The sequence below is a fragment of the Pseudomonas sp. WS 5503 genome (assembly GCF_012985385.1).
In the GTDB taxonomy this organism is placed as follows: Bacteria; Pseudomonadota; Gammaproteobacteria; order Pseudomonadales; family Pseudomonadaceae; genus Aquipseudomonas; species Aquipseudomonas paracarnis.
In genome coordinates, this window is sequence record NZ_JAAQWI010000001.1 from 823,250 (window position 1) to 842,385 (window position 19,136).

Consider the following 19,136-nt stretch of genomic DNA (forward strand, 5'->3'; position numbering starts at 1 on the left):
CGTTTCAACCGCCGTCAACCGGCGGTTTCGCCCTTGTGGTTAGCTTCGGCCAGCGTGTCCGGCGTGCAGCGCAGATCACCGATCATCAGCACGTCGTTTTCATCCGGCGCAGTGCTCGGGTCCAGGCGGAACTGGCAGAGCAACTGGTTCTGGTAGCGCACCTGCAGGGTCGGCGCGCTGGCGCTCATCTCCATGGAGAAGAACCCGTCCACTTCGCTGACCCCACGGCTGGCGTGATTGATTACGTGATGGCCTTTAAGCGGCGCGCCGCGTTCATCCAGCAGGCGGCCGAGTACGGTGACGGTTTTCATCACGGTGATCTTGCGGTAGTCCACGCCGCCCTTGTTCAGGTGGTAACTGGAGCGTGCGGGCTGGATGTTCGCCGCCGGCGGGTGGTTGCCTTCGAAGTCGAAGCTCACGCTGCTGCTCTTGTAGGCCGAGACCGGCACGTAGTTGCGCCCCGGACGCAGTACCGAGCTGCCGCCGCCCAGGTCGTCGGCGCGCAGGGCGATCTCGTCGAGGTCGGTTTCCACATCGATGATCATCCCCGCGCCGTTGCCCTGGTACTGGCTGCTGAGCAGCATTTTCCCGGCGCCCGCGACGAAGGTGCTGTTGAGGTTCAAGCCACCACTGAAATCGCCATTGAAGGAGCTGCGCTGCACAAAGCCGTCGCCGCTGACCACGTCGGTACTGAAGTTGGCCATGCCTGACAGGCCGACGCCGTAGGTATCAGTGATCGCCGTGGCCGAGACACTTTGCAGCACATGGTCGGTGAGGTTCTGCCGATACGTGATCGACGCATTGTTATCGCGGCCGCCATCACGGGCGGTGCGGGTGCCGATGCTGCCGGAAATCTGCCGGCCATCGCTGCCCAGGTTCACGCTCAGGCTCACATCCACGCCACGGTTACGCTGGTCATTGGTGCCGGCGCTGCCGGGGCGGTCGAACACCGAGAAACGCCAGTTGGCATCACTGCCGAAAAAGCTGTCGTGACGGCTCCAGCCCAGGTCCAGCCCCGCACCTTCGACGTTGCCTTGGCTGTGGGACACTCGCATGTTCAAAGTGTTTTTCGCATCAAGGCGATGGTTGACCGACAACGCCGAATTGCTGGCCTGGCCGACAAAGGTGTTGCGCCGCAGGCGCGTGCCGTCGGGCAAGGTTTCGTAGGTGTCGCGGGTGTCGAGCCAGCTGCGGTTGTGACTGAACACCAGGTTGGTCGCGCCGAAGCTGTAGAGCCCTTGCAGGTCAAGGCCCGTGCCGTGTTCACGGGTTTGATAAACATTGGCATAGAGGCTGGTGTTGTCGGCAACGGTCCAGTCCACCGAGCTGCCATATTGCAGTTGCTCGCGCACCTGGCGGGCTGACAGGCCAAGAATCACCCGTGGATGCAGCAGGTAATTGAGCGACGCGCCGGCCGTCACCGCACCCGAGGCTTGCTCGTCCCAGTTGCTGAACAGCTTGGTTTCGCGCCCGGCGAACAGGTTGTAGCGCCAGCGGTCTTCGGCGTTGCGCCAGTTACCGGGCTTGTACACCAGCTCCTGGGTAGTGCTGGTGGTGAGGCCGTCTTCCACCAGGCGTACTTCCACTTCATAGATACCGCCGGGCAGTGGCCGGGTGTCCAGGGTTTGCAGGCCGGCGGCCACGGCCTGGGTGTTGATCAGCAAGCCGTTGCGATAGATCTCTACCGCTGCCTGACGGTTGGCGGTGACGTAGATCGGGTACACGCTGGGCTTGGGGTTGTTGATCGCCAGGCTGTCGGAGCTGCCGTACATGACGCCCAAGGCAGTGTCGGGGCTGGCGCCGAAGCTGCGAAGTTGACGGGTCAGGCCATCGGAATTGGGGGTGAAGTGGCCAAGGCGAAAAAATTGCCCTTCCAGTTCACGCTGGGTATACAGCTCATGAATCGCGTGGCGCATGGGTTGGTCATTACCGCTCTGGCGCGCCAGTTGCAGGTTGAACACCTGGCTCCAGTTGCCCACGCTGGAACTGGCTTGCAAACCATAACGGCCGCCGAGGCTGTCTTGCTGACCGCCATTGAGGTTGAGCTGGTTGTTGATGATCAACCCCAGGCTGCCGCCGTCGGGCTGGTCGTAAAAGCGCGGGGCTTCGCTACTCAGTTCAACGTCCTGCGTGAGGATCGACAACTGCGAGCTTTCCAGATTGTAGTAAGCAGAGATCATCTTTTGCGGGCAAGACTGGGTGCAGGCGCCCAACGCCACGCCTTTTTCCAGCAGGCCTTGCCAGGTGTCGCGGGTGGCAGCCGGCACCTTGCTGTCGCCGGTGTCGGTGAATTCGAGCAGGGTGACGCGGTCATCCCGGGACAGCACGATCAGCGCTTCGCCAAGCAGTTGGTGGTCCAGGTCTACGCGCACCGCCAGGGGTACATCGAAAAAGTGATCGGCAAAGCCTGCGGGCAAGCCTTGGGCCTGAGTGATCAGGCTGCCGGGCGTGGCTGCACCGGAAGCAGCAGGTGCCGCCAGCGCACTCGTACATATCAGCAGCGCAAGCGCAGCCGCGATAGGCGTCATCGGGAACATGAACGGATACTCTGAATGCCAGGAGACCAGAATCAAAAACCAGGCCGGCGAACGGAGGAGGCATTCGCCGACCTGAAAAGTCATGCCCGCGCCAAGCGGGCATCAAGTGGCATCAAGGCGCTACTGGCAGTACCGCGTCGAAGACCACTGGCATCACGGAGGTGTACGAACCGCGCTGAGTCGCCGAAGGCTTGGCTGCGACGATGCGCATCTCCGCACCTACGCCTGGGGTGGAGTCGGCTTCGTTGACCACTTCCTGTGGGGTGCCGGTCAGGGTCACGCCATTGAGGGTGGTGGTGAGCGGGATGTTCTGGCTTGGGTCACCGTTGAACAGCACGGCCGGGCCGCCTTCGATGTAGGCGTGAACCGAACCATTGGTGTTCTTGATGTCGTAGATGGCGCTCAACGGCGCCAGCTCACCGCTGACCAGGTTGTAGGTCATGATTTCATCGCGACCCCAGTTCGGGTCACGCGGCTGGGCGTGGAACACAGTAGTCGGGATGGTGGCCTTCATGTTGACGGTGTGGCTGGCTTCACCGGCAGCAAAAGCTGTTACCGAGGAGGACAGCGCCATAACAGCCAGGGGAACAGCAATCGCGAACTTCTTGAACATGGTCAATACCTGTAGTTATCAACATTGAGTGATTCGTCGCCAAGTAACCGCCTTAACAACGAACGCGCCGCCGTTAGTTGCAACGCCAAACAATGATCAACTCAAAACAACAGTAGGTATGCAGGCAACCTCTCACGCCTTCGTAGCCCTATTAATCAGGGATTGAGAGAAAAACATGGCACTTTGCCAAAACTTTCAAAGTAGCTGTAAGAACAAGACTACAACACAAAAAACAGGGCCAACCAAAAGAACTTTCGCTCAGAAAAATACCACAAACAAGCTGCCGGACATAAACTTAACTGAGTTTAAACTCTAATTAAAGTTATGACTCTAAAATCAATTGTATTCCACGTATTCCAAGGTCCTCTGCCGGAAAAGGCGCCGACGACCGTTGGTCGCCAAGCCCTATCGTCACGTTAAGATATATCTTAAGTTATATCTAAACCTGTCTGGAGAGACTGCATGAGAAACGAACCTCGCGGTGAATTCGAAAAACGTGGCGGTCGCGGTCCTCGCGTCTTCGCACCGGGTGATCTGAAATTACTGCTGCTGGCGCTGATCGCCGAACAACCATGCCACGGCTACGACCTGATCCGCCGCATCGAAAGCCTGTTCGACGGCGCCTACAGCCCCAGCCCCGGCGTGATCTACCCGACCTTGACCTTCCTCGAAGAAAGCGAGCTGATCAGCGGCAATGCCGAAGGCGGAAAAAAGCACTACACAATCACCGACGCCGGTCGTCTCTTTCTAAGTGAGCAGGCCGTTGCTCTGGACGGCGTGCGCATGCGCATCGACGTCAGCAAACGCTCACTGCGCGGCCACGACCGCCCACCTGAAATCCACGAAGCGGTGCATAACCTGCGCCATGCCTTGCATTCGCACAACGGGCACTGGAGCCCACAGGAAATCGTTCGTGTTGCGGCGCTGCTCAACCGCACCGCTCAAGCCATTGCCGACGGGACAGACCAATGAACACACAAGCCATTCACCGCGTAACCCATGAAATAAAACGCCGCCGCCTGGAAGTGCTGCGGGTGGTGGACATCACCCCGCGCATGCGCCGCATCACACTGGGCGGGCCTGAGCTGGCGGGCTTTGTCAGCCTGGGCAGCGACGATCACATCAAGCTGCTGTTCCCACAGAACGCCGCCGAGCAAGCGGCGCTGGAAAGCCCGACGTTCGCCATCAAGGGCGACGGCCCGCAACCGGCCATGCGCGACTACACGCCGCGACGCTACGACCTGAAAATCGGCGAGCTGGATATCGACTTCGTGCTGCATGGCGATGGCCCTGCCTCCACCTGGGCCGAGCAGGTACAGGTCGGTCAGCACCTGTATATCGGTGGGCCACGTGGTTCGATGATCGTGCCGGACATTTTCGACAGCTACCTGCTGATCGGCGACGAAACCGCCCTGCCCGCCATCGGTCGACGCCTGGAAGAACTGCCGGCCGGGCGCAAGGTGCTGGCGGTGATTGAAATCGCCGATGCGGCGGAGCAACAAGCGCTGCAAAGCGCGGCGGACGTCGAGATTATTTGGGTGATGCGCGGCCAGGATGACCTGCTCGACGTGGTGCGCAACCTGACGCTGCCCAGCGGCACGCTGTACAGCTTTGTCGCCACCGAAACCAAGTTGTCACGCCAGGTACGGCGGGTGCTGCTGGATACGCACAAGGTCAATGAGGAATACCTCAAGGCCGTGGGTTACTGGCGTGCTGAGGGCAGCGAAGAAGAATGAATAAGGTGGGAGCTGGCTTGCCTGCTCCCACCTTAATGGTGCTCACTTTAAATCGAGGGTGATTTGAGGCGCTTGTCCAGGCCAACGATCACCAGCCCAATGACGATAAACCCTGCCAAAATCCCTCCGGCATTCACAAACACTTGTGGATAACCGAGGCTGTCCACATCCATGAACGGGTACTGATACTGCCCGAGCATATGCCCCCGCAGCAGCACATAACCGAAGTACACCAATGGGTAGATCACCCAGCCGGCAATGTGTTTGAGCCGCAACGTACCCTTGGGCACGCACCGCCACCAATACACCACAAACAACAACGGCATGACGTCGTGCAGCAATTCATCGGCGATAAATTGAAAGCCTTGCGGGCTCCACAGATGCCGCAGCAGCAGGTTGTAGGCCAGGCTCACCACCACGATGCTCGCGGCAATCGCGCTACTGATGCGAGGCGCGAGGAAGAACCGCTTGGCGGCTGAGTCGCGCTTGACCAGTGAGTAGCTGAGCACCACGACCACCAGGGTATTGGTCAGAACGGTGAAGAAGCTGAAGAAACTGATCAGGCCGCCCAGCAAGCTCGCGCCACTAGCCCAGCGCGAATAGAGAATCAGGTATTGCTGGATCGCCAACCCCACCCAACCGGCCAAGGCTGCCGCCGCAACAAAGCGCTTCATGCACTCAATCCAGTGGGCGTTTGGTACGCATCAGCTTGACGTACAAGCCTTCGACCTTTTCCCGCGCCCACGGGGTTTTGCGCAGGAAAGTCAGGCTCGACTTGATGCTCGGGTCACTCTTGAAGCAGCGGATATCAATGCGCTCGGCCAAGCCGCTCCACTCGTAATGCTCCACCAGGGTGGTGAGCACGTGCTGCAGGGTCACACCGTGGAGCGGGTCGTTGCTTGTCGCGGTCATGCCGGGCCTTTTGCAAAAAGAGGAACACAGCCGCGCACCTTAGCCGACGGGGCGAGCAGGTGGAAGCATCGCATTGAATATAGCCCGCCAGGAAAAGTTCCCCTTTTTCACAGAAAAGAGATGTTATATTGTAACTTAAATTATCAGTCATTTTGCCCAGGAATTTCCGATGTCGCTGCCTTCTCTCTGGCGCTTGTCGCCCCTCGCCGCCGCCCTGTTGATTGGCTCCCAGGCCCATGCCCTTGAACTGCCACCCCAAGTAGTCACCGGCAACCCGCTGGGCAGCACACAACTCGCCTCGCCCACCACCGTGCTGGAAGGCGATGATCTGACCCTGCAACAAAAAGGCAGCCTCGGTGAAACCCTGAACAAGCAGCCGGGCGTGTCGTCTTCGTACTTTGGCCCGGGGGCCAGCCGCCCAATCATTCGCGGCCAGGATGGCGACCGCATTCGCATCCTGCGTAACGGCGTGGGGGCGCTGGATGCCTCGTCGCTGTCCTACGACCACGCGGTGCCACTGGACCCGATCAACGTTGACCGCATCGAAATCGTGCGGGGCCCGGCAGCCCTGCTGTACGGCGGCAGCGCCATCGGTGGGGTGGTCAACACCTTCGACAATCGCATCCCCACCGAAGCCATCGAAGGCATCCATGGCGCTGGCGAGTTGCGCTACGGCGGCGCCGACACCACCCGCAGCAGCGCCGGCAAGCTGGAAGCCGGCAACGGCACCTTCGCCTTGCACCTGGATGCCAATGCGCGCGAGTTCAACGACCTTAAAATCCCAGGCTATGCCCGCAGCCGCCACGCGCCGGAAAGCGAAAACGGACCCGGCAAAAACGGGCGCCTGGGTAACAGCAATGGGCGCCAGGACGGCGGCGCGGTGGGCGGTTCCTACACCTGGGACGATGGTTATGCCGGGCTGTCCTACAGTAATTACGACAGTAACTACGGCTCACCCGCCGAGCAGGATGTGCGCATCCGCATGAAACAGGACCACTACGCCTTTGCCTCCGAGATTCGCAACCTGCAAGGGCCGTTTACCTCGGTGAAAATCGACGCCGGGTACACCGACTACGAACACCGCGAAATCGAAGGCGGTGAAACCGGCACCACCTTCAAGAACAAAGGCTATGAAGCGCGGGTGGAAGCTCGTCACCAGCCGATTGGCCCATTCGATGGCGTGGTCGGCGCCCAAGTGACCCGCAACGAGTTCTCGGCCCTGGGCGAAGAAGCCTTCGTGCCGCAGACCGACACCAACGCCGGCGCGCTGTTTATCCTCGAAGAAATGCAAGCCACCGAACGCCTGAAACTCAGCCTCGGCGCACGCCTGGAACACACCAGCGTCGACCCGAACGCCAAAGGCAACGAGCGTTTTGCCAATGCCGACAATAGCAGTGACTTCACCGCCGGTAGCCTGTCGTCAGGTGCGGTGTACACCCTCACGCCGATCTGGTCCCTGGCTGCCACCCTCGGCTACACCGAACGCGCGCCGACCTTTTACGAGCTGTACGCCAACGGCGCCCACGTTGCCACCGGTACCTACGAGTTGGGCGATGCCAACCTGAAGAAAGAAAAGGCCGTGTCCAGCGACCTGGCCCTGCGCTTTGACAACGGCACCCACAAGGGCAGCTTTGGCGTGTTCTATAGCCACTTCTCCAATTACATCGGCTTGTTGGGCACGGGTCGTACCCTGAACGATGAAGGCGAAGAGGACGCGAGTGGTATTCCCGAGTACGAATATTCTGGCGTGCGCGCACGTTTCGCCGGATTCGAAGCCCAGGATCACTGGAAGCTCGGCGAAGGCGCCTACGGTAAGTTTGCGCTGGAACTGTCGGGCGACTACACCCGTGCCACCAACCTGGACACCGGCGAAGCCTTGCCGCGCATTGCGCCATTGCGTTTGAACAGTGGCTTGCTGTGGGAACTGGATCGCTGGCAAGCGCGTATCGACGTGGAACATGCCGCAGGCCAAGGGCGTGTGCCGGATAACGAAAGCGGCACCGATGGCTACACCACCCTCGGCGCCAGCGCGGGGTATCGCTTCAATGTGGGCGGCAGCCAGTGGCTGGCGTTCGTCAATGGCGAGAACCTGACCAACCAGACCGTGCGCTATGCCAGCTCGATCCTGCGCGACATCGCACCGGCGCCGGGGCGCAGTGTGCAGTTCGGCATCCGCACCACTTTCTAACCGTCACCTCACCCCCCCTGTAGGAGCGAGCTTGCTCGCGAAAAACGCCAACGATAACGCGCGCTTCCTGAATAAACGCGGCGCCTGTGAGTTTTTCGCGAGCAAGCTCGCTCCTACAGAGATAGAGCCTGCCATCAGGCTATTTTTGCAGCGACTATCTGTCACTGTTACCAAAACTGAAATGATGCATCTTGCGATTCACCCTTTCTCAAAACGCCCCGCCGCATTATCCTTCGCAACAATCTGAAACGCTTCACCTCCCGGTCGACTCCCTTTGCCGAATTTCTTCCTGCACAAAGACAGCGCTGTCTTGAATCGACCTGCGCCAGGGGATTGATTGCCCGCCTGTGGATAACCAAGTTATCCACAGAAAAAACCAAAAATAACGATGAACCAAGCCCGAGCCGAATCGTCATCTACAGTGAGTGAAGCACGGGGTTACATAATTCCAACGTAACGGAGAAACACACTATGAGCACTGATGGTGCCTCAAGCCCAAGCCGCCTGTTGCCCAGGCTGCTGGGGGTCTTGCTGCTGATCATGGGGCTGGCCTTGCTGGCCGGTGGCGTCAAGCTGAGTATGCTCGGCGGGTCGCTGTACTACCTGCTGGCCGGTATCGGCATTGCCGTGACCGGCGTATTGCTGCTGGCCACTCGCCGCGCCGCGCTGGGCCTGTATGCACTGGTGTTGTTTGCCAGCACCGTGTGGGCCTTGTGGGAAGTGGGCCTAGACTGGTGGCAACTGGTGCCGCGTCTGGCCCTGCTGTTCGCCCTTGGCATCGTCATGCTGCTGCCGTGGTTTCGTCGGCCATTGCTGCGTGGCCAAGCCGCACCGCTGGGCACTGGCGCGCTGAGCGTTGCCGTGGTGCTGGCGGGCGCGACCGCCCTGGCCAGCCAATTCACCAACCCAGGTGAAATGGTCAAGACCGGCCAACTGGACCGCGACGCGGTGCCGGGTATGGCCAGCGCTGCGCCAACCCAGGCCGATGGCGACTGGAACTCCTATGGCCGTTCGGCCTTTGGTGATCGTTACTCGCCACTGGCACAGATCACCCCGGAGAATGCCCATAAGCTGGTGCCGGCGTGGACTTATCGCACTGGCGACATCCCTGGCCCAGGCGATCCCGGTGAAACCACCGCGGAAAATACCCCGCTGAAAGTCAATGGCATGCTCTACGTGTGCACACCGCACAGCCAAGTGATTGCCCTGGACCCGGATACCGGCAAGGAAATCTGGCGTTTCGACCCGAAGATCACCACCCAGGGTGCTGAGAGCTTCAAAGGTTGGGCGCACATGACCTGCCGTGGCGTGTCGTACCACGATGACGCCGCTTACGCTTCCGAGCAGAGCCCGACTGGCACTGCCAGCCCGGCCGCCGCTCCGAATGCCTGCCCGAAACGCATCTTCGTGCCGACCGCCGACACCCGTCTGATCGCCCTGAACGCCGACACCGGCAAGATGTGCGAAGACTTCGGTGACAAAGGTCAGGTCGACCTGCGTGCCAACATCGGTAGCTTCGCCCCAGGCGGTTACTACTCCACGTCGCCACCGGCCGTGACCAAGAACCTGGTCGTGATCGGCGGTCACGTGACTGACAACGTTTCCATCGACGAGCCAAGCGGCGTGATCCGCGCGTTCGACGTGCACACCGGCAAGCTGGTGTGGAACTGGGACAGCGGCAACCCGGACGACACCACCCCGTTGGCCGAGGGCAAGACCTACACCCGCAACTCGCCGAACATGTGGTCCATGTTCGCCGTGGATGAAAAACTCGGCATGCTCTACCTGCCGATGGGCAACCAGATGCCCGACCAGTACGGCGGCGACCGTACCGATGAGTCCGAGAAGTACGCCGCGGGCCTGACCGCCCTGGACATCGACACCGGCCATGTGAAGTGGACCTTCCAGTTCACCCACCACGACCTGTGGGACATGGACGTGGGCGGCCAGCCTTCGCTGATCGACATCAAGACCGCTGCGGGCGTGAAGCAAGCCGTGATGGCGTCGACCAAGCAAGGCAGCATCTACGTGCTGGACCGCGCCACTGGCCAGCCAGTGGTGCCCGTCAATGAAATCCCGGTGCCACAGGGCGCAGTGGCGGGCGACCGCACCTCCCCTACCCAACCCAAGTCCGACCTGAACTTCATGCCGCCGCCGTTGAAAGAACGCGACATGTGGGGCGTGACACCGTTCGACCAGATGCTGTGCCGGATCGATTTCAAATCCATGCGCTACGACGGCCCGTTCACCCCGCCGTCCCTGCAAGGTTCGATCGTGTACCCAGGCAACTTCGGCGTGTTCGACTGGGGCGGTATCTCGGTTGACCCGGTGCGCCAGATCGCCTTCGTGAACCCAAGCTACATGGCGTTCAAATCGAAGCTGATCCCGGCTGCCGACATTGCCAAGCAAGGCCCACGCGTCAGCGAAACCGAAGGCGTGCAGCCGAACAAAGGCGCCCCGTATGGTGTGATCCTTGAAGCACTGCTGTCGCCGATGGGCCTGCCGTGCCAGGCACCGGCCTGGGGCTACGTGGCGGCGGTCGACCTGACCACCCACCAGACCATCTGGATGCACAAGAACGGCACCGTGCGTGACAGCTCGCCGGTTCCAATCCCACTGACCATGGGCGTGCCTAGCCTGGGTGGTACGTTCACCACCGCCGGTGGCGTCGCGTTCCTCAGCGGCACCCTGGACCAGTACTTGCGTGCCTATGACGTGAAAAACGGCAAGCAACTGTGGGAAGGCCGCCTGCCTGCAGGCGCGCAAACCACCCCGATGACCTACACCGGCAAGGACGGCAAGCAATACGTGCTGGTCATGGCGGGCGGTCACGGTTCCCTGGGGACCAAGCAGGGTGATTATGTAATGGCGTTCAAACTGCCGGATTAAGTAGCGCTGGCGGTAAAAAAGCGGCGGCCCGAACGGGCAGCCGCTTTTTTTTTGCCTGCTGATAATGCCCCAGCGTTTCCCCTCAACCCTTTAAAACTAATTTAGTGCGCACGCCCTGCGTAATACAAAAGGCGTACGGATAAAACTTTAAAGGGAGCTTCACTGCATGACGGACCATGTCGCTACAAAACCGATTCTTTCCACCCCCACAAAAATCCTGGAACTTGAACACCTCAATACTGCAAGTTTGAAAAAACTCATCAGTGGCCAAGTGCTTGCCATTCGGGTACCTGAATTTGCCAACGCAACCACCAGCGCACGGTTGATTCAGGCCATCGACGATACCGCCACCCTGGAACACTACGGCCATGAAACCTACGAAGAGGGGCGCGTCGTTCAGCACTTCTATGGTGTGCATCGCTGGGGCACCCCGTTCAACTCCACGTACGGCAAGGCCGCCGGCGGTGACGCCCAAGAAAAATATTATGCAGACGCGGCCCGTATGCGCGGCCTTATCGACAGCCTCTGTGCGCCGCAAAAACCGCCCATTCAACAACTGATGGAACAGTTCCAGGCGCTCTGGCCGCAAGGTGCAACAGCCGCTTCGTTCCAGGGCCAAGCGATGTTTTGCGGGATCATCCGCGTCATGTTCCCGGAGACGGCGCACCTCTCGGAAACGGTGCCCCATGTGGATTGCCTGCCCCGCACAATCGCTGAACTGCAGCATCAATTCAGCGCCAATATCTACCTGCAAACACCGCCTTCGGGGGGCGAGCTGATCATCTGGGATACCCAAGCTTTTAGCTATGACGAGGTCAAGCGCTTCGAGGGTGCCCAACTGCCCGAACAGTGTTTACAAAAACCGCTGCGCATCCGCCCACGCAAGAACGAACTGGTGCTCATCAATACCCGCCGCCCCCACGCCATCTGCGGGTTCGATTCGGGAAAACGCGTCAGCATGCAGTCGTTTATCGGCTATACCCCCGGCGAACCGTTTTACTTCTGGTGCTAATACTTTATTGCTCGTGCACATGGACGTTTATCTATGACCCCCGAAGAATTCCGCCAACATGGCTATGCCATGATCGACCTGATTGCAGACTACCGACAGAACATCGAACAACGCGGCGTGCAGCCCACCACCCGACCTGGCGAGATCAAAGCTGCCCTGCCGGCCAGCCCGCCTGACACCGCCGAACCGTTCGAACAGATCATGGGCGACGTCGAAAAACTGATCATGCCCGGCTTGCTGCATTGGCAGCATCCCAGTTTCTTCGGGTTCTTCCCTTCCAATGTGGAACTGTCCTCAGTGCTGGGCGATTGCCTGAGCACCGGCCTGGGTGTGATTGGGTTGTCCTGGCAATCCAGTCCGGCTCTCACCGAAATAGAGGAAGTCACCACTGACTGGCTGCGCGACATGCTCGGCCTGGGCAACACGTGGAGCGGTGTGATCCAGGACTCTGCGTCCACCTCCACGCTGGTGGCGCTTATCAGCGCCCGGGAACGCAGCTCCGATTACGCGCTGATGCACAACGGCCTGCAAAACAGCAGCGCGCCCCTGATCGTCTACACCTCAGCCCATGCCCACAGCTCGGTCAACAAGGCGGCGATCCTGGCCGGGTTCGGCCAGAACCATATCCGCACCATCGCCACCGACGCACACCATGCAATGTCGCCCCAGGCACTGGCGCACGCCATCGAACAGGACCTGGCCGCCGGCAACACGCCCTGCGTGGTGATTGCCACCACCGGCACCACAGCCGCCATGGCGATCGACCCCCTGGAGGCCATTGGCGACCTCACCCAACGCTACGGCCTGTGGCTGCATGTGGACTCGGCCATGGCCGGCGCCGCAATGATCCTGCCAGAATGCCGGGCCTTGTGGGATGGCATCGAAAAGGCTGACTCCCTAGTGCTCAACCCGCACAAATGGCTGGGCGCGGCCTTCGATTGCTCGGTGTACTTCGTGCGCGACCCCGAGCATTTGATTCGCATCATGACCACCAACCCGAGTTACCTGCAGTCCAGCGCAGACGGCCAAGTGCGAAACTACCGTGACTGGCGGATCTCCCTGGGCAGCCGTTTCCGCGCCTTGAAGTTGTGGTTCCTGATACGCGAGCAAGGCGTCAGCGGCCTGCAAGCGCGGTTGCGGCGAGACCTGGCCAATGCGCGCTGGCTGGCAGAGCAGATCGAAGCCACTGAGCACTGGACACTGGTGGCCCCGCCCGCCTTGCAAACCCTGTGCATTCGCCATGAACCGCCGGGTTTGGAAGGCCAGGCACTGGACCATCACACGCGAGCCTGGGCAGAAAAACTCAACCAGTCAGGCGATGCCTACGTCACCCCCGCCATCCTCGATGAGCGCTGGATGGTGAGGGTGTCCATCGGCGCGCTGGGCACCGAGCATCAGCATGTCCAAAGGTTGTGGGTGCGATTGCAAGCCCTGGTCGCTTGAACGCAGCCAAAGTAGCCCCCTGTGGCGAGGGAGCTTGCTCCCGCAGGGCTGCGCAGCGGCCCGAAAATCCTGGGAGCGCTTCGCACTCCAGCGGGAGCAAGCTCCCTCGCCACAGTCAAACTGTCTAGGTTGGCACCTGCTCACGCCGCATCCACCGCTCGAACGCCATGGCATTGAGCGGCCGGCTGATCAGGTAGCCCTGGGCCGTGTCGCAGTTCCAGCGTTTGAGCAAGGTGAGGCTGTGTTCGAACTCCACGCCCTCGGCGACCACCTTGAGCCCCAGGCTATGGCTCATCTCGATGGTGGAGCGCACGATCACGCCGTCGCCGCTGGTGCTGTCGAGGTTGCGCACAAAGGACTGGTCGATCTTCAGCTCTTGCACCGGTAGGCGCTGCAATTGGGCGAGGGACGAGTAACCGGTGCCGAAATCATCCACCGACAGGCTGATCCCGCAATTGCGCAACTGCTCCAGCACGCTGAGGGCCTGCTGCGGGTTGTGCATGATGGCGCTCTCGGTAATCTCGAAAATCAAATGCTCGGCGCCCACGTGGTATTGGGCCAATAACGCAGTGACGCGAATGGCCAAGTCATCATCCGCCAAGTCGTTCACGGAGATATTCACCGACAGCTGGATAACCAGCCCACGCTGCGCCCATTCGGCAATCTGGCGGATGGCTTCCTCGATCACCCACAGGGTCAGGGCACCCATGCTGCCAGTGCGTTCGGCCAAAGGAATGAACTCCCCGGGAGACACTTGCCCCAGCGTCGCGTGTTGCCAGCGCAGCAAGGCTTCGGCCTGGCTCACATGGCCGTGCCGCAGGTCGAGCTTGGGCTGGTAGCACAGGAACAACTCGCCTTCGATCACGGCGCGGCGCAAGTCGCGAATCAGGGTGATCTGGCGTTGGTGGGCGAGGTCGCGGTCCGGTTGGTAGATCTGCAAATGCCCCGGCAGGTTGGCCGCGTCGTGCCGGGCGATGGCCGCGCGGTTGATCAACTCTTCCACCTGCTGCCCATCAGCAGGGTACGCGGCGATGCCGATGCTCACTTCATGGCGCACTTCGTCATTACCGATGCGCAGGGGTTCGGTCAACGCCCCATGCAACTGGTCGGCGCGGGCCACGGCAGAGTCGATCTCGGTGTTTTCAAGCAACAACAGAAACTCACTGCCGGCGATGCGCGCGGCGGTGTCGCTGGCCAACAGGCTGCTGGACAAGCAGCGGCTGGCCTCGCACAACATGTGCTCGACACCTTCGGGGCCAAACCCTTCGTTGATGACTCGGTAGTTTTCAATCCCCACGTACAGCAACACCACCGACCGCCGTGCGCTGATCGCACTGCCCAGGCGCTCCATGGCCAAGGCACGGTTGGGCAATCCGGTGAGCGGGTCATGCAAGGCATTGTGGGCCAGTTGCCGTTCGCGCAGGGCGATGCCGCTTTGCATGGCATTGAACGCCCGCGCCAGCAGGCCGAACTCGTCGTGGCTGCGCACCCGCACCGGGGTGCGGTAGTCACCGGCCCCGATCCGTTCAGCGGCTTGCACCAGCGCATTGAGCGGGCGTGACACTCGCCGCGCCAGGAATAATGCCACCGCCAGCGAGACCAGCAGCACCGCCAGGGCAATCCCCATGAACTGCCGGTCCAGCGGCGCGAAGGATTCCAGCGCATGGTCCAGCGGGCTTTGCAGCAACACACGCACTTCATCGCCTTCGCCGCTGTTGGCCAAGGGCAACACCTGGCTGAGCACACGCTGGCCATGGAACAGCTGGATCTTCGCCTCAGGATCGACCTGCGTGCCATGCAAGAGGTTGATAATGCTTGGGCGCCAATTGCCAGGGTGGGTGGTGAACAGCTGACCGAGATGGCCGTCCTGCACACTGAGGAACGACACCTCCAGGTTGCTCATGGAGCGCAGTTCATGGGCGAATTGCGTGTCCATGGGAAAGCCCATGACCACGCGTGCGATCGGCACAGGCCCGAGCACATCTTTTTGCACCAGCAAATAGGGGCGCCCGGCCATGGCGACGATCAACATTTGCTGGCCGCTGCGCCGCGCCTTGCGCAAGGCATCGGCATACGGGAACAACTGGCCCCGCGTCTGCACCAGCAGGGTACTGACCATGACCCTGTCATCCAGGCCCAGCACCACCACTTCGCTGGAACTGACCCCGGTGCCATGGGTGCCCAGGGCCTCCAGGATCGGCACCGTCCGGCCGCCGGCCACCGCCTGCTTGAACGGCCCATCGGCGGTGAGCCAGTCCAACCCGTACTGCAAGCGCCGCCCGCGCAAGTCCAGCAGGCGCTCGAACACCTGACGCCCGGTGTTCAACTGTACGTCGGCCTGGTTCTCCACCGCACGGGTGGTGGCAGCGTGCACGGCAAAATAGGTGGCGGCCACGACCACCAGCAACAACAGCGCCAGCACTCCGGCTATGCGGGTCTGAAACGTGTGGCGCCAGTGCATGGCCGCGCCCTCGGGCCGCGCTCGTCGCTCTTGGCCGTGCTTTCCTTGTGTCATACGCGTCCCTGCCGACTGCTAACCGGCGTCAAAAAAACATCCTTTTTTATGGGGAATTTTATTAAAGCAGGTTAGCTGGGACTGGGGATAAGTAAACCCAATAAAAGCTGGGTCTAGCCGTCACATTATTGACGATCAGTTCGAAAAGCGGAGGGGTAAAGTACGTTGACCGCAACTCTCCCGTTATTTCATGCAAATTGTTGCTAACGACGCCCCCCCATTGAAACCACCGCAACCCCGCCCCATCTAACCTGCATACTTACTGATGCAGGTGCCCCATGAGCGACCAGCAAGAATTTCCAGATTACGACCTCAACGATTACGCCGACCCCGAAAACGCTGAAGCCCCCTCGTCCAATACTGGCCTTGCCCTGCCTGGGCAAAACCTGCCGGACAAGGTCTACATCATCCCGATCCACAACCGGCCGTTTTTTCCGGCACAAGTGTTGCCGGTGATCGTCAATGAAGAACCCTGGGCCGAAACCCTGGAGCTGGTGAGCAAATCCGACCACCATTCCCTTGCGCTGTTTTTCATGGACACGCCGCCCGAAGACCCACGGCACTTCGACACCTCCGCCCTGCCGCTGTACGGCACCCTGGTGAAGGTGCACCACGCCAGCCGCGAGAACGGCAAGCTGCAGTTCGTCGCCCAGGGCCTGACCCGCGTGCGCATCAAGACCTGGCTCAAGCACCACCGCCCACCTTACCTGGTGGAAGTCGAATACCCGCACCAGCCCAGCGAGCCGACCGATGAGGTCAAGGCCTACGGCATGGCGCTGATCAATGCGATCAAGGAACTGCTGCCCCTCAACCCGCTGTACAGCGAAGAGTTGAAGAACTACCTCAACCGCTTCAGCCCCAACGATCCGTCGCCGCTCACCGACTTTGCCGCGGCACTCACCTCGGCGACAGGTAATGAACTGCAGGAAGTGCTGGACTGCGTGCCCATGCTCAAACGCATGGAAAAAGTGCTGCCGATGCTGCGCAAAGAGGTGGAAGTCGCGCGCCTGCAAAAAGAACTCTCCGCCGAGGTAAACCGCAAGATCGGCGAGCACCAGCGTGAGTTCTTCCTCAAGGAACAACTCAAGGTCATCCAGCAGGAGCTGGGCCTGACCAAGGACGATCGCAGCGCCGATGTCGAACAGTTCGAACAGCGCCTGCAAGGCAAAGTGCTGCCGGCGCAAGCGAAAAAACGCATTGATGAAGAACTGAACAAACTGTCGATCCTGGAAACCGGTTCGCCGGAATACGCCGTCACGCGCAACTACCTGGACTGGGCCACCTCGGTGCCGTGGGGCGTGTACGGAGAAGACAAACTCGACCTCAAGCACGCGCGCAAAGTGCTCGACAATCACCATGCGGGCCTGGATGACATCAAGAGCCGCATCCTCGAATTCCTAGCGGTGGGCGCCTACAAGGGCGAAGTCGCCGGTTCCATCGTATTGCTGGTAGGCCCGCCGGGCGTGGGCAAGACGAGTGTGGGCAAGTCCATCGCCGAATCCCTGGGGCGGCCGTTCTATCGCTTCAGTGTCGGCGGCATGCGCGACGAGGCCGAGATCAAGGGCCACCGGCGCACCTACATCGGCGCCCTGCCTGGCAAGCTGGTGCAGGCGTTGAAAGACGTGGAAGTGATGAACCCGGTGATCATGCTCGACGAGATCGACAAGATGGGCCAGAGCTTCCAGGGCGACCCGGCGTCGGCGCTGCTCGAAACCCTGGACCCGGAGCAGAACGTCGAATTCCTCGACCACTACCTGGACCTGCGCCTGGACCTGTCCAAAGTGCTGTTCGTGTGCACCGCCAACACCCTGGACTCAATCCCCGGTCCATTGCTGGACCGCATGGAAGTGATTCGCCTGTCGGGCTATATCACCGAAGAAAAAGTCGCCATCGCCAAGCGCCACTTGTGGCCCAAGCAGTTGGAAAAAGCCGGCGTGGCCAAAAACAGCCTGACCATCACCGACGGCGCCTTGCGCGCCTTGATCGACGGTTATGCGCGAGAGGCCGGCGTGCGTCAGTTGGAGAAACAACTGGGCAAGCTGGTGCGCAAGGCGGTGGTAAAACTGCTGGATGAGCCTGACTCGGTGATCAAGATCGGCAACAAGGACCTGGAAAGCTCCCTGGGCATGCCGGTATTCCGTAATGAGCAAGTGCTGTCCGGCACCGGCGTGATTACCGGCCTGGCGTGGACCAGCATGGGCGGCGCCACCTTGCCGATCGAAGCGACGCGCATCCACACGCTCAACCGCGGCTTCAAGCTCACCGGGCAGTTGGGTGAAGTGATGAAAGAGTCCGCCGAAATCGCCTACAGCTACATTAGTTCCAACCTGAAGTCGTTTGGCGGCGATGCGAAGTTCTTCGACGAAGCCTTCGTGCACTTGCACGTGCCGGAAGGCGCCACGCCGAAAGACGGCCCGAGTGCCGGCGTGACCATGGCCAGTGCGTTGCTGTCCCTGGCCCGCAACCAACCGCCGAAAAAAGGCGTGGCGATGACCGGCGAACTGACCTTGACCGGGCATGTACTGCCGATTGGCGGGGTGCGCGAGAAGGTGATTGCGGCGCGGCGCCAGAAGATTCACGAGTTGATCTTGCCGGAGCCCAACCGTGGCAGCTTTGAAGAGTTGCCGGACTATTTGAAGGAAGGGATGACGGTGCACTTTGCCAAGCGGTTTGCGGATGTGGCGAAGGTGCTCTTCTGATAAATATCCAGACCTGATCATTCCCACGCTCTGCGTGGGAATACATCCAGTGACGCTCCGCGTCACAAAGCGGACGTGGAGCGTCCAAGGCAACGTTCCCACGCAGAGCGTGGGAACGATCGGCCAACGCAAAACCCACCTTGTCACACCTTGTCTCATCTTCGGTTATGCTCCCCCTTCGTCGTGTATTAACGGAGCCTTCATGACCGCTGCCCGCCTGCTTCTTCCCTTGAGCCTTGTCTTGCTGGCCGCATGCGCCAGTGCCCCCAAGCAAAACGTCAGCGTGGACAACCAGAGCGCCTGCCCGCTCCAGCTTAAAAACGGGCAAAACCTGATCCTCACCCTGCCCAGCAACCCCACCACCGGTTACCGCTGGGCCATCCAGGACTCCGCCGGCGGCGTGTTGCGCGCCTTGAGCCCCGAGGTCTACAGCAGCACCGAGTCCGGCGTGATCGGCGGTGGCGGCCAGTCCACCTGGCGCTTCCAGGCGTTTGCCGCAGGGCAAGGGCGTTTGCGTCTGACGTCCCAGCAACCTTGGGAGCCGGAGGCCGAACCTGTCGAAACCTTTGACTGCGCCATTACGGTGAACTGA

14 protein-coding genes are annotated in these 19,136 nt (G+C 60.8%); 9 read left to right on the forward strand and 5 right to left on the reverse strand.

The features are described from left to right. Positions 1–14 precede the first annotated feature (14 nt). Together HBO10_RS03980 and HBO10_RS03985 are read right to left on the reverse strand one after the other, a co-directional pair. Positions 15–2,537 (reverse strand): CS1-pili formation C-terminal domain-containing protein, encoded by a 2,523-nt coding sequence (locus HBO10_RS03980; RefSeq protein WP_034128157.1) that lies wholly within the window; start codon positions 2,535–2,537, stop codon positions 15–17. 112 nt (positions 2,538–2,649) lie between these two features. Beyond that, positions 2,650–3,150, reverse strand: a complete 501-nt coding sequence (locus tag HBO10_RS03985) for a CS1 type fimbrial major subunit (protein ID WP_034127993.1) — start codon at positions 3,148–3,150, stop codon at positions 2,650–2,652. Between the two features lie 462 nt (positions 3,151–3,612). On the opposite strand from HBO10_RS03985, the gene HBO10_RS03990 reads away from it, so the two are divergent. After that, positions 3,613–4,122, forward strand: a complete 510-nt coding sequence (locus tag HBO10_RS03990; RefSeq protein ID WP_034127994.1) for a PadR family transcriptional regulator — start codon at positions 3,613–3,615, stop codon at positions 4,120–4,122. After that, complete coding sequence (locus tag HBO10_RS03995; RefSeq protein ID WP_034127995.1) at positions 4,119–4,886, forward strand: siderophore-interacting protein; 768 nt, start codon at positions 4,119–4,121, stop codon at positions 4,884–4,886. The genes HBO10_RS03990 and HBO10_RS03995 overlap by 4 nt, the downstream gene beginning before the upstream one ends. Before the next feature lie 47 nt (positions 4,887–4,933). Here HBO10_RS03995 and HBO10_RS04000 read toward each other — a convergent pair whose 3' ends face one another. Together HBO10_RS04000 and HBO10_RS04005 are read right to left on the reverse strand one after the other, a co-directional pair. Next, the gene (locus HBO10_RS04000; protein WP_034127996.1) at positions 4,934–5,560 is read right to left on the reverse strand and encodes a Pr6Pr family membrane protein; all 627 of its coding nucleotides are present in this window, start codon (positions 5,558–5,560) and stop codon (positions 4,934–4,936) included. 4 nt (positions 5,561–5,564) lie between these two features. Beyond that, a complete protein-coding gene (locus tag HBO10_RS04005; RefSeq protein WP_003188882.1) occupies positions 5,565–5,798 on the reverse strand; it encodes a VF530 family protein in 234 nt (77 codons plus the stop codon). 169 nt (positions 5,799–5,967) lie between these two features. Here HBO10_RS04005 and HBO10_RS04010 point away from each other — a divergent pair, with 169 nt between their 5' ends. From HBO10_RS04010 to HBO10_RS04030, 5 genes are all read left to right on the forward strand, one after another. Continuing rightward, positions 5,968–7,986 (forward strand): TonB-dependent receptor, encoded by a 2,019-nt coding sequence (locus HBO10_RS04010; RefSeq protein ID WP_034127997.1) that lies wholly within the window; start codon positions 5,968–5,970, stop codon positions 7,984–7,986. A gap of 31 nt (positions 7,987–8,017) precedes the next feature. Continuing rightward, positions 8,018–8,233 (forward strand): hypothetical protein, encoded by a 216-nt coding sequence (locus HBO10_RS04015; protein WP_034127998.1) that lies wholly within the window; start codon positions 8,018–8,020, stop codon positions 8,231–8,233. Between the two features lie 224 nt (positions 8,234–8,457). Beyond that, positions 8,458–10,875, forward strand: coding sequence for a glucose/quinate/shikimate family membrane-bound PQQ-dependent dehydrogenase (locus HBO10_RS04020; RefSeq protein ID WP_034127999.1), 2,418 nt, complete (start codon positions 8,458–8,460; stop codon positions 10,873–10,875). Positions 10,876–11,041: 166 nt separating this feature from the next. Then, positions 11,042–11,887 (forward strand): 2OG-Fe(II) oxygenase, encoded by an 846-nt coding sequence (locus HBO10_RS04025; RefSeq protein ID WP_034128000.1) that lies wholly within the window; start codon positions 11,042–11,044, stop codon positions 11,885–11,887. Positions 11,888–11,920: 33 nt separating this feature from the next. Beyond that, on the forward strand, positions 11,921–13,330 hold the full coding sequence (locus tag HBO10_RS04030) for a pyridoxal-dependent decarboxylase (protein ID WP_034128001.1): 1,410 nt from the start codon (positions 11,921–11,923) through the stop codon (positions 13,328–13,330). A 124-nt stretch (positions 13,331–13,454) separates the two neighbouring features. On the opposite strand, the gene HBO10_RS04035 is transcribed toward HBO10_RS04030, so the two are convergent. After that, complete coding sequence (locus tag HBO10_RS04035) at positions 13,455–15,791, reverse strand: bifunctional diguanylate cyclase/phosphodiesterase (protein ID WP_034128649.1); 2,337 nt, start codon at positions 15,789–15,791, stop codon at positions 13,455–13,457. A 332-nt stretch (positions 15,792–16,123) separates the two neighbouring features. On the opposite strand from HBO10_RS04035, the gene lon reads away from it, so the two are divergent. Further along, on the forward strand, positions 16,124–18,544 hold the full coding sequence (gene lon / locus HBO10_RS04040) for an endopeptidase La (protein ID WP_034128650.1): 2,421 nt from the start codon (positions 16,124–16,126) through the stop codon (positions 18,542–18,544). A 202-nt stretch (positions 18,545–18,746) separates the two neighbouring features. Next, positions 18,747–19,136: a protease inhibitor I42 family protein gene (locus tag HBO10_RS04045; protein ID WP_019817667.1), complete on the forward strand. Its 390-nt coding sequence runs from the start codon at positions 18,747–18,749 to the stop codon at positions 19,134–19,136.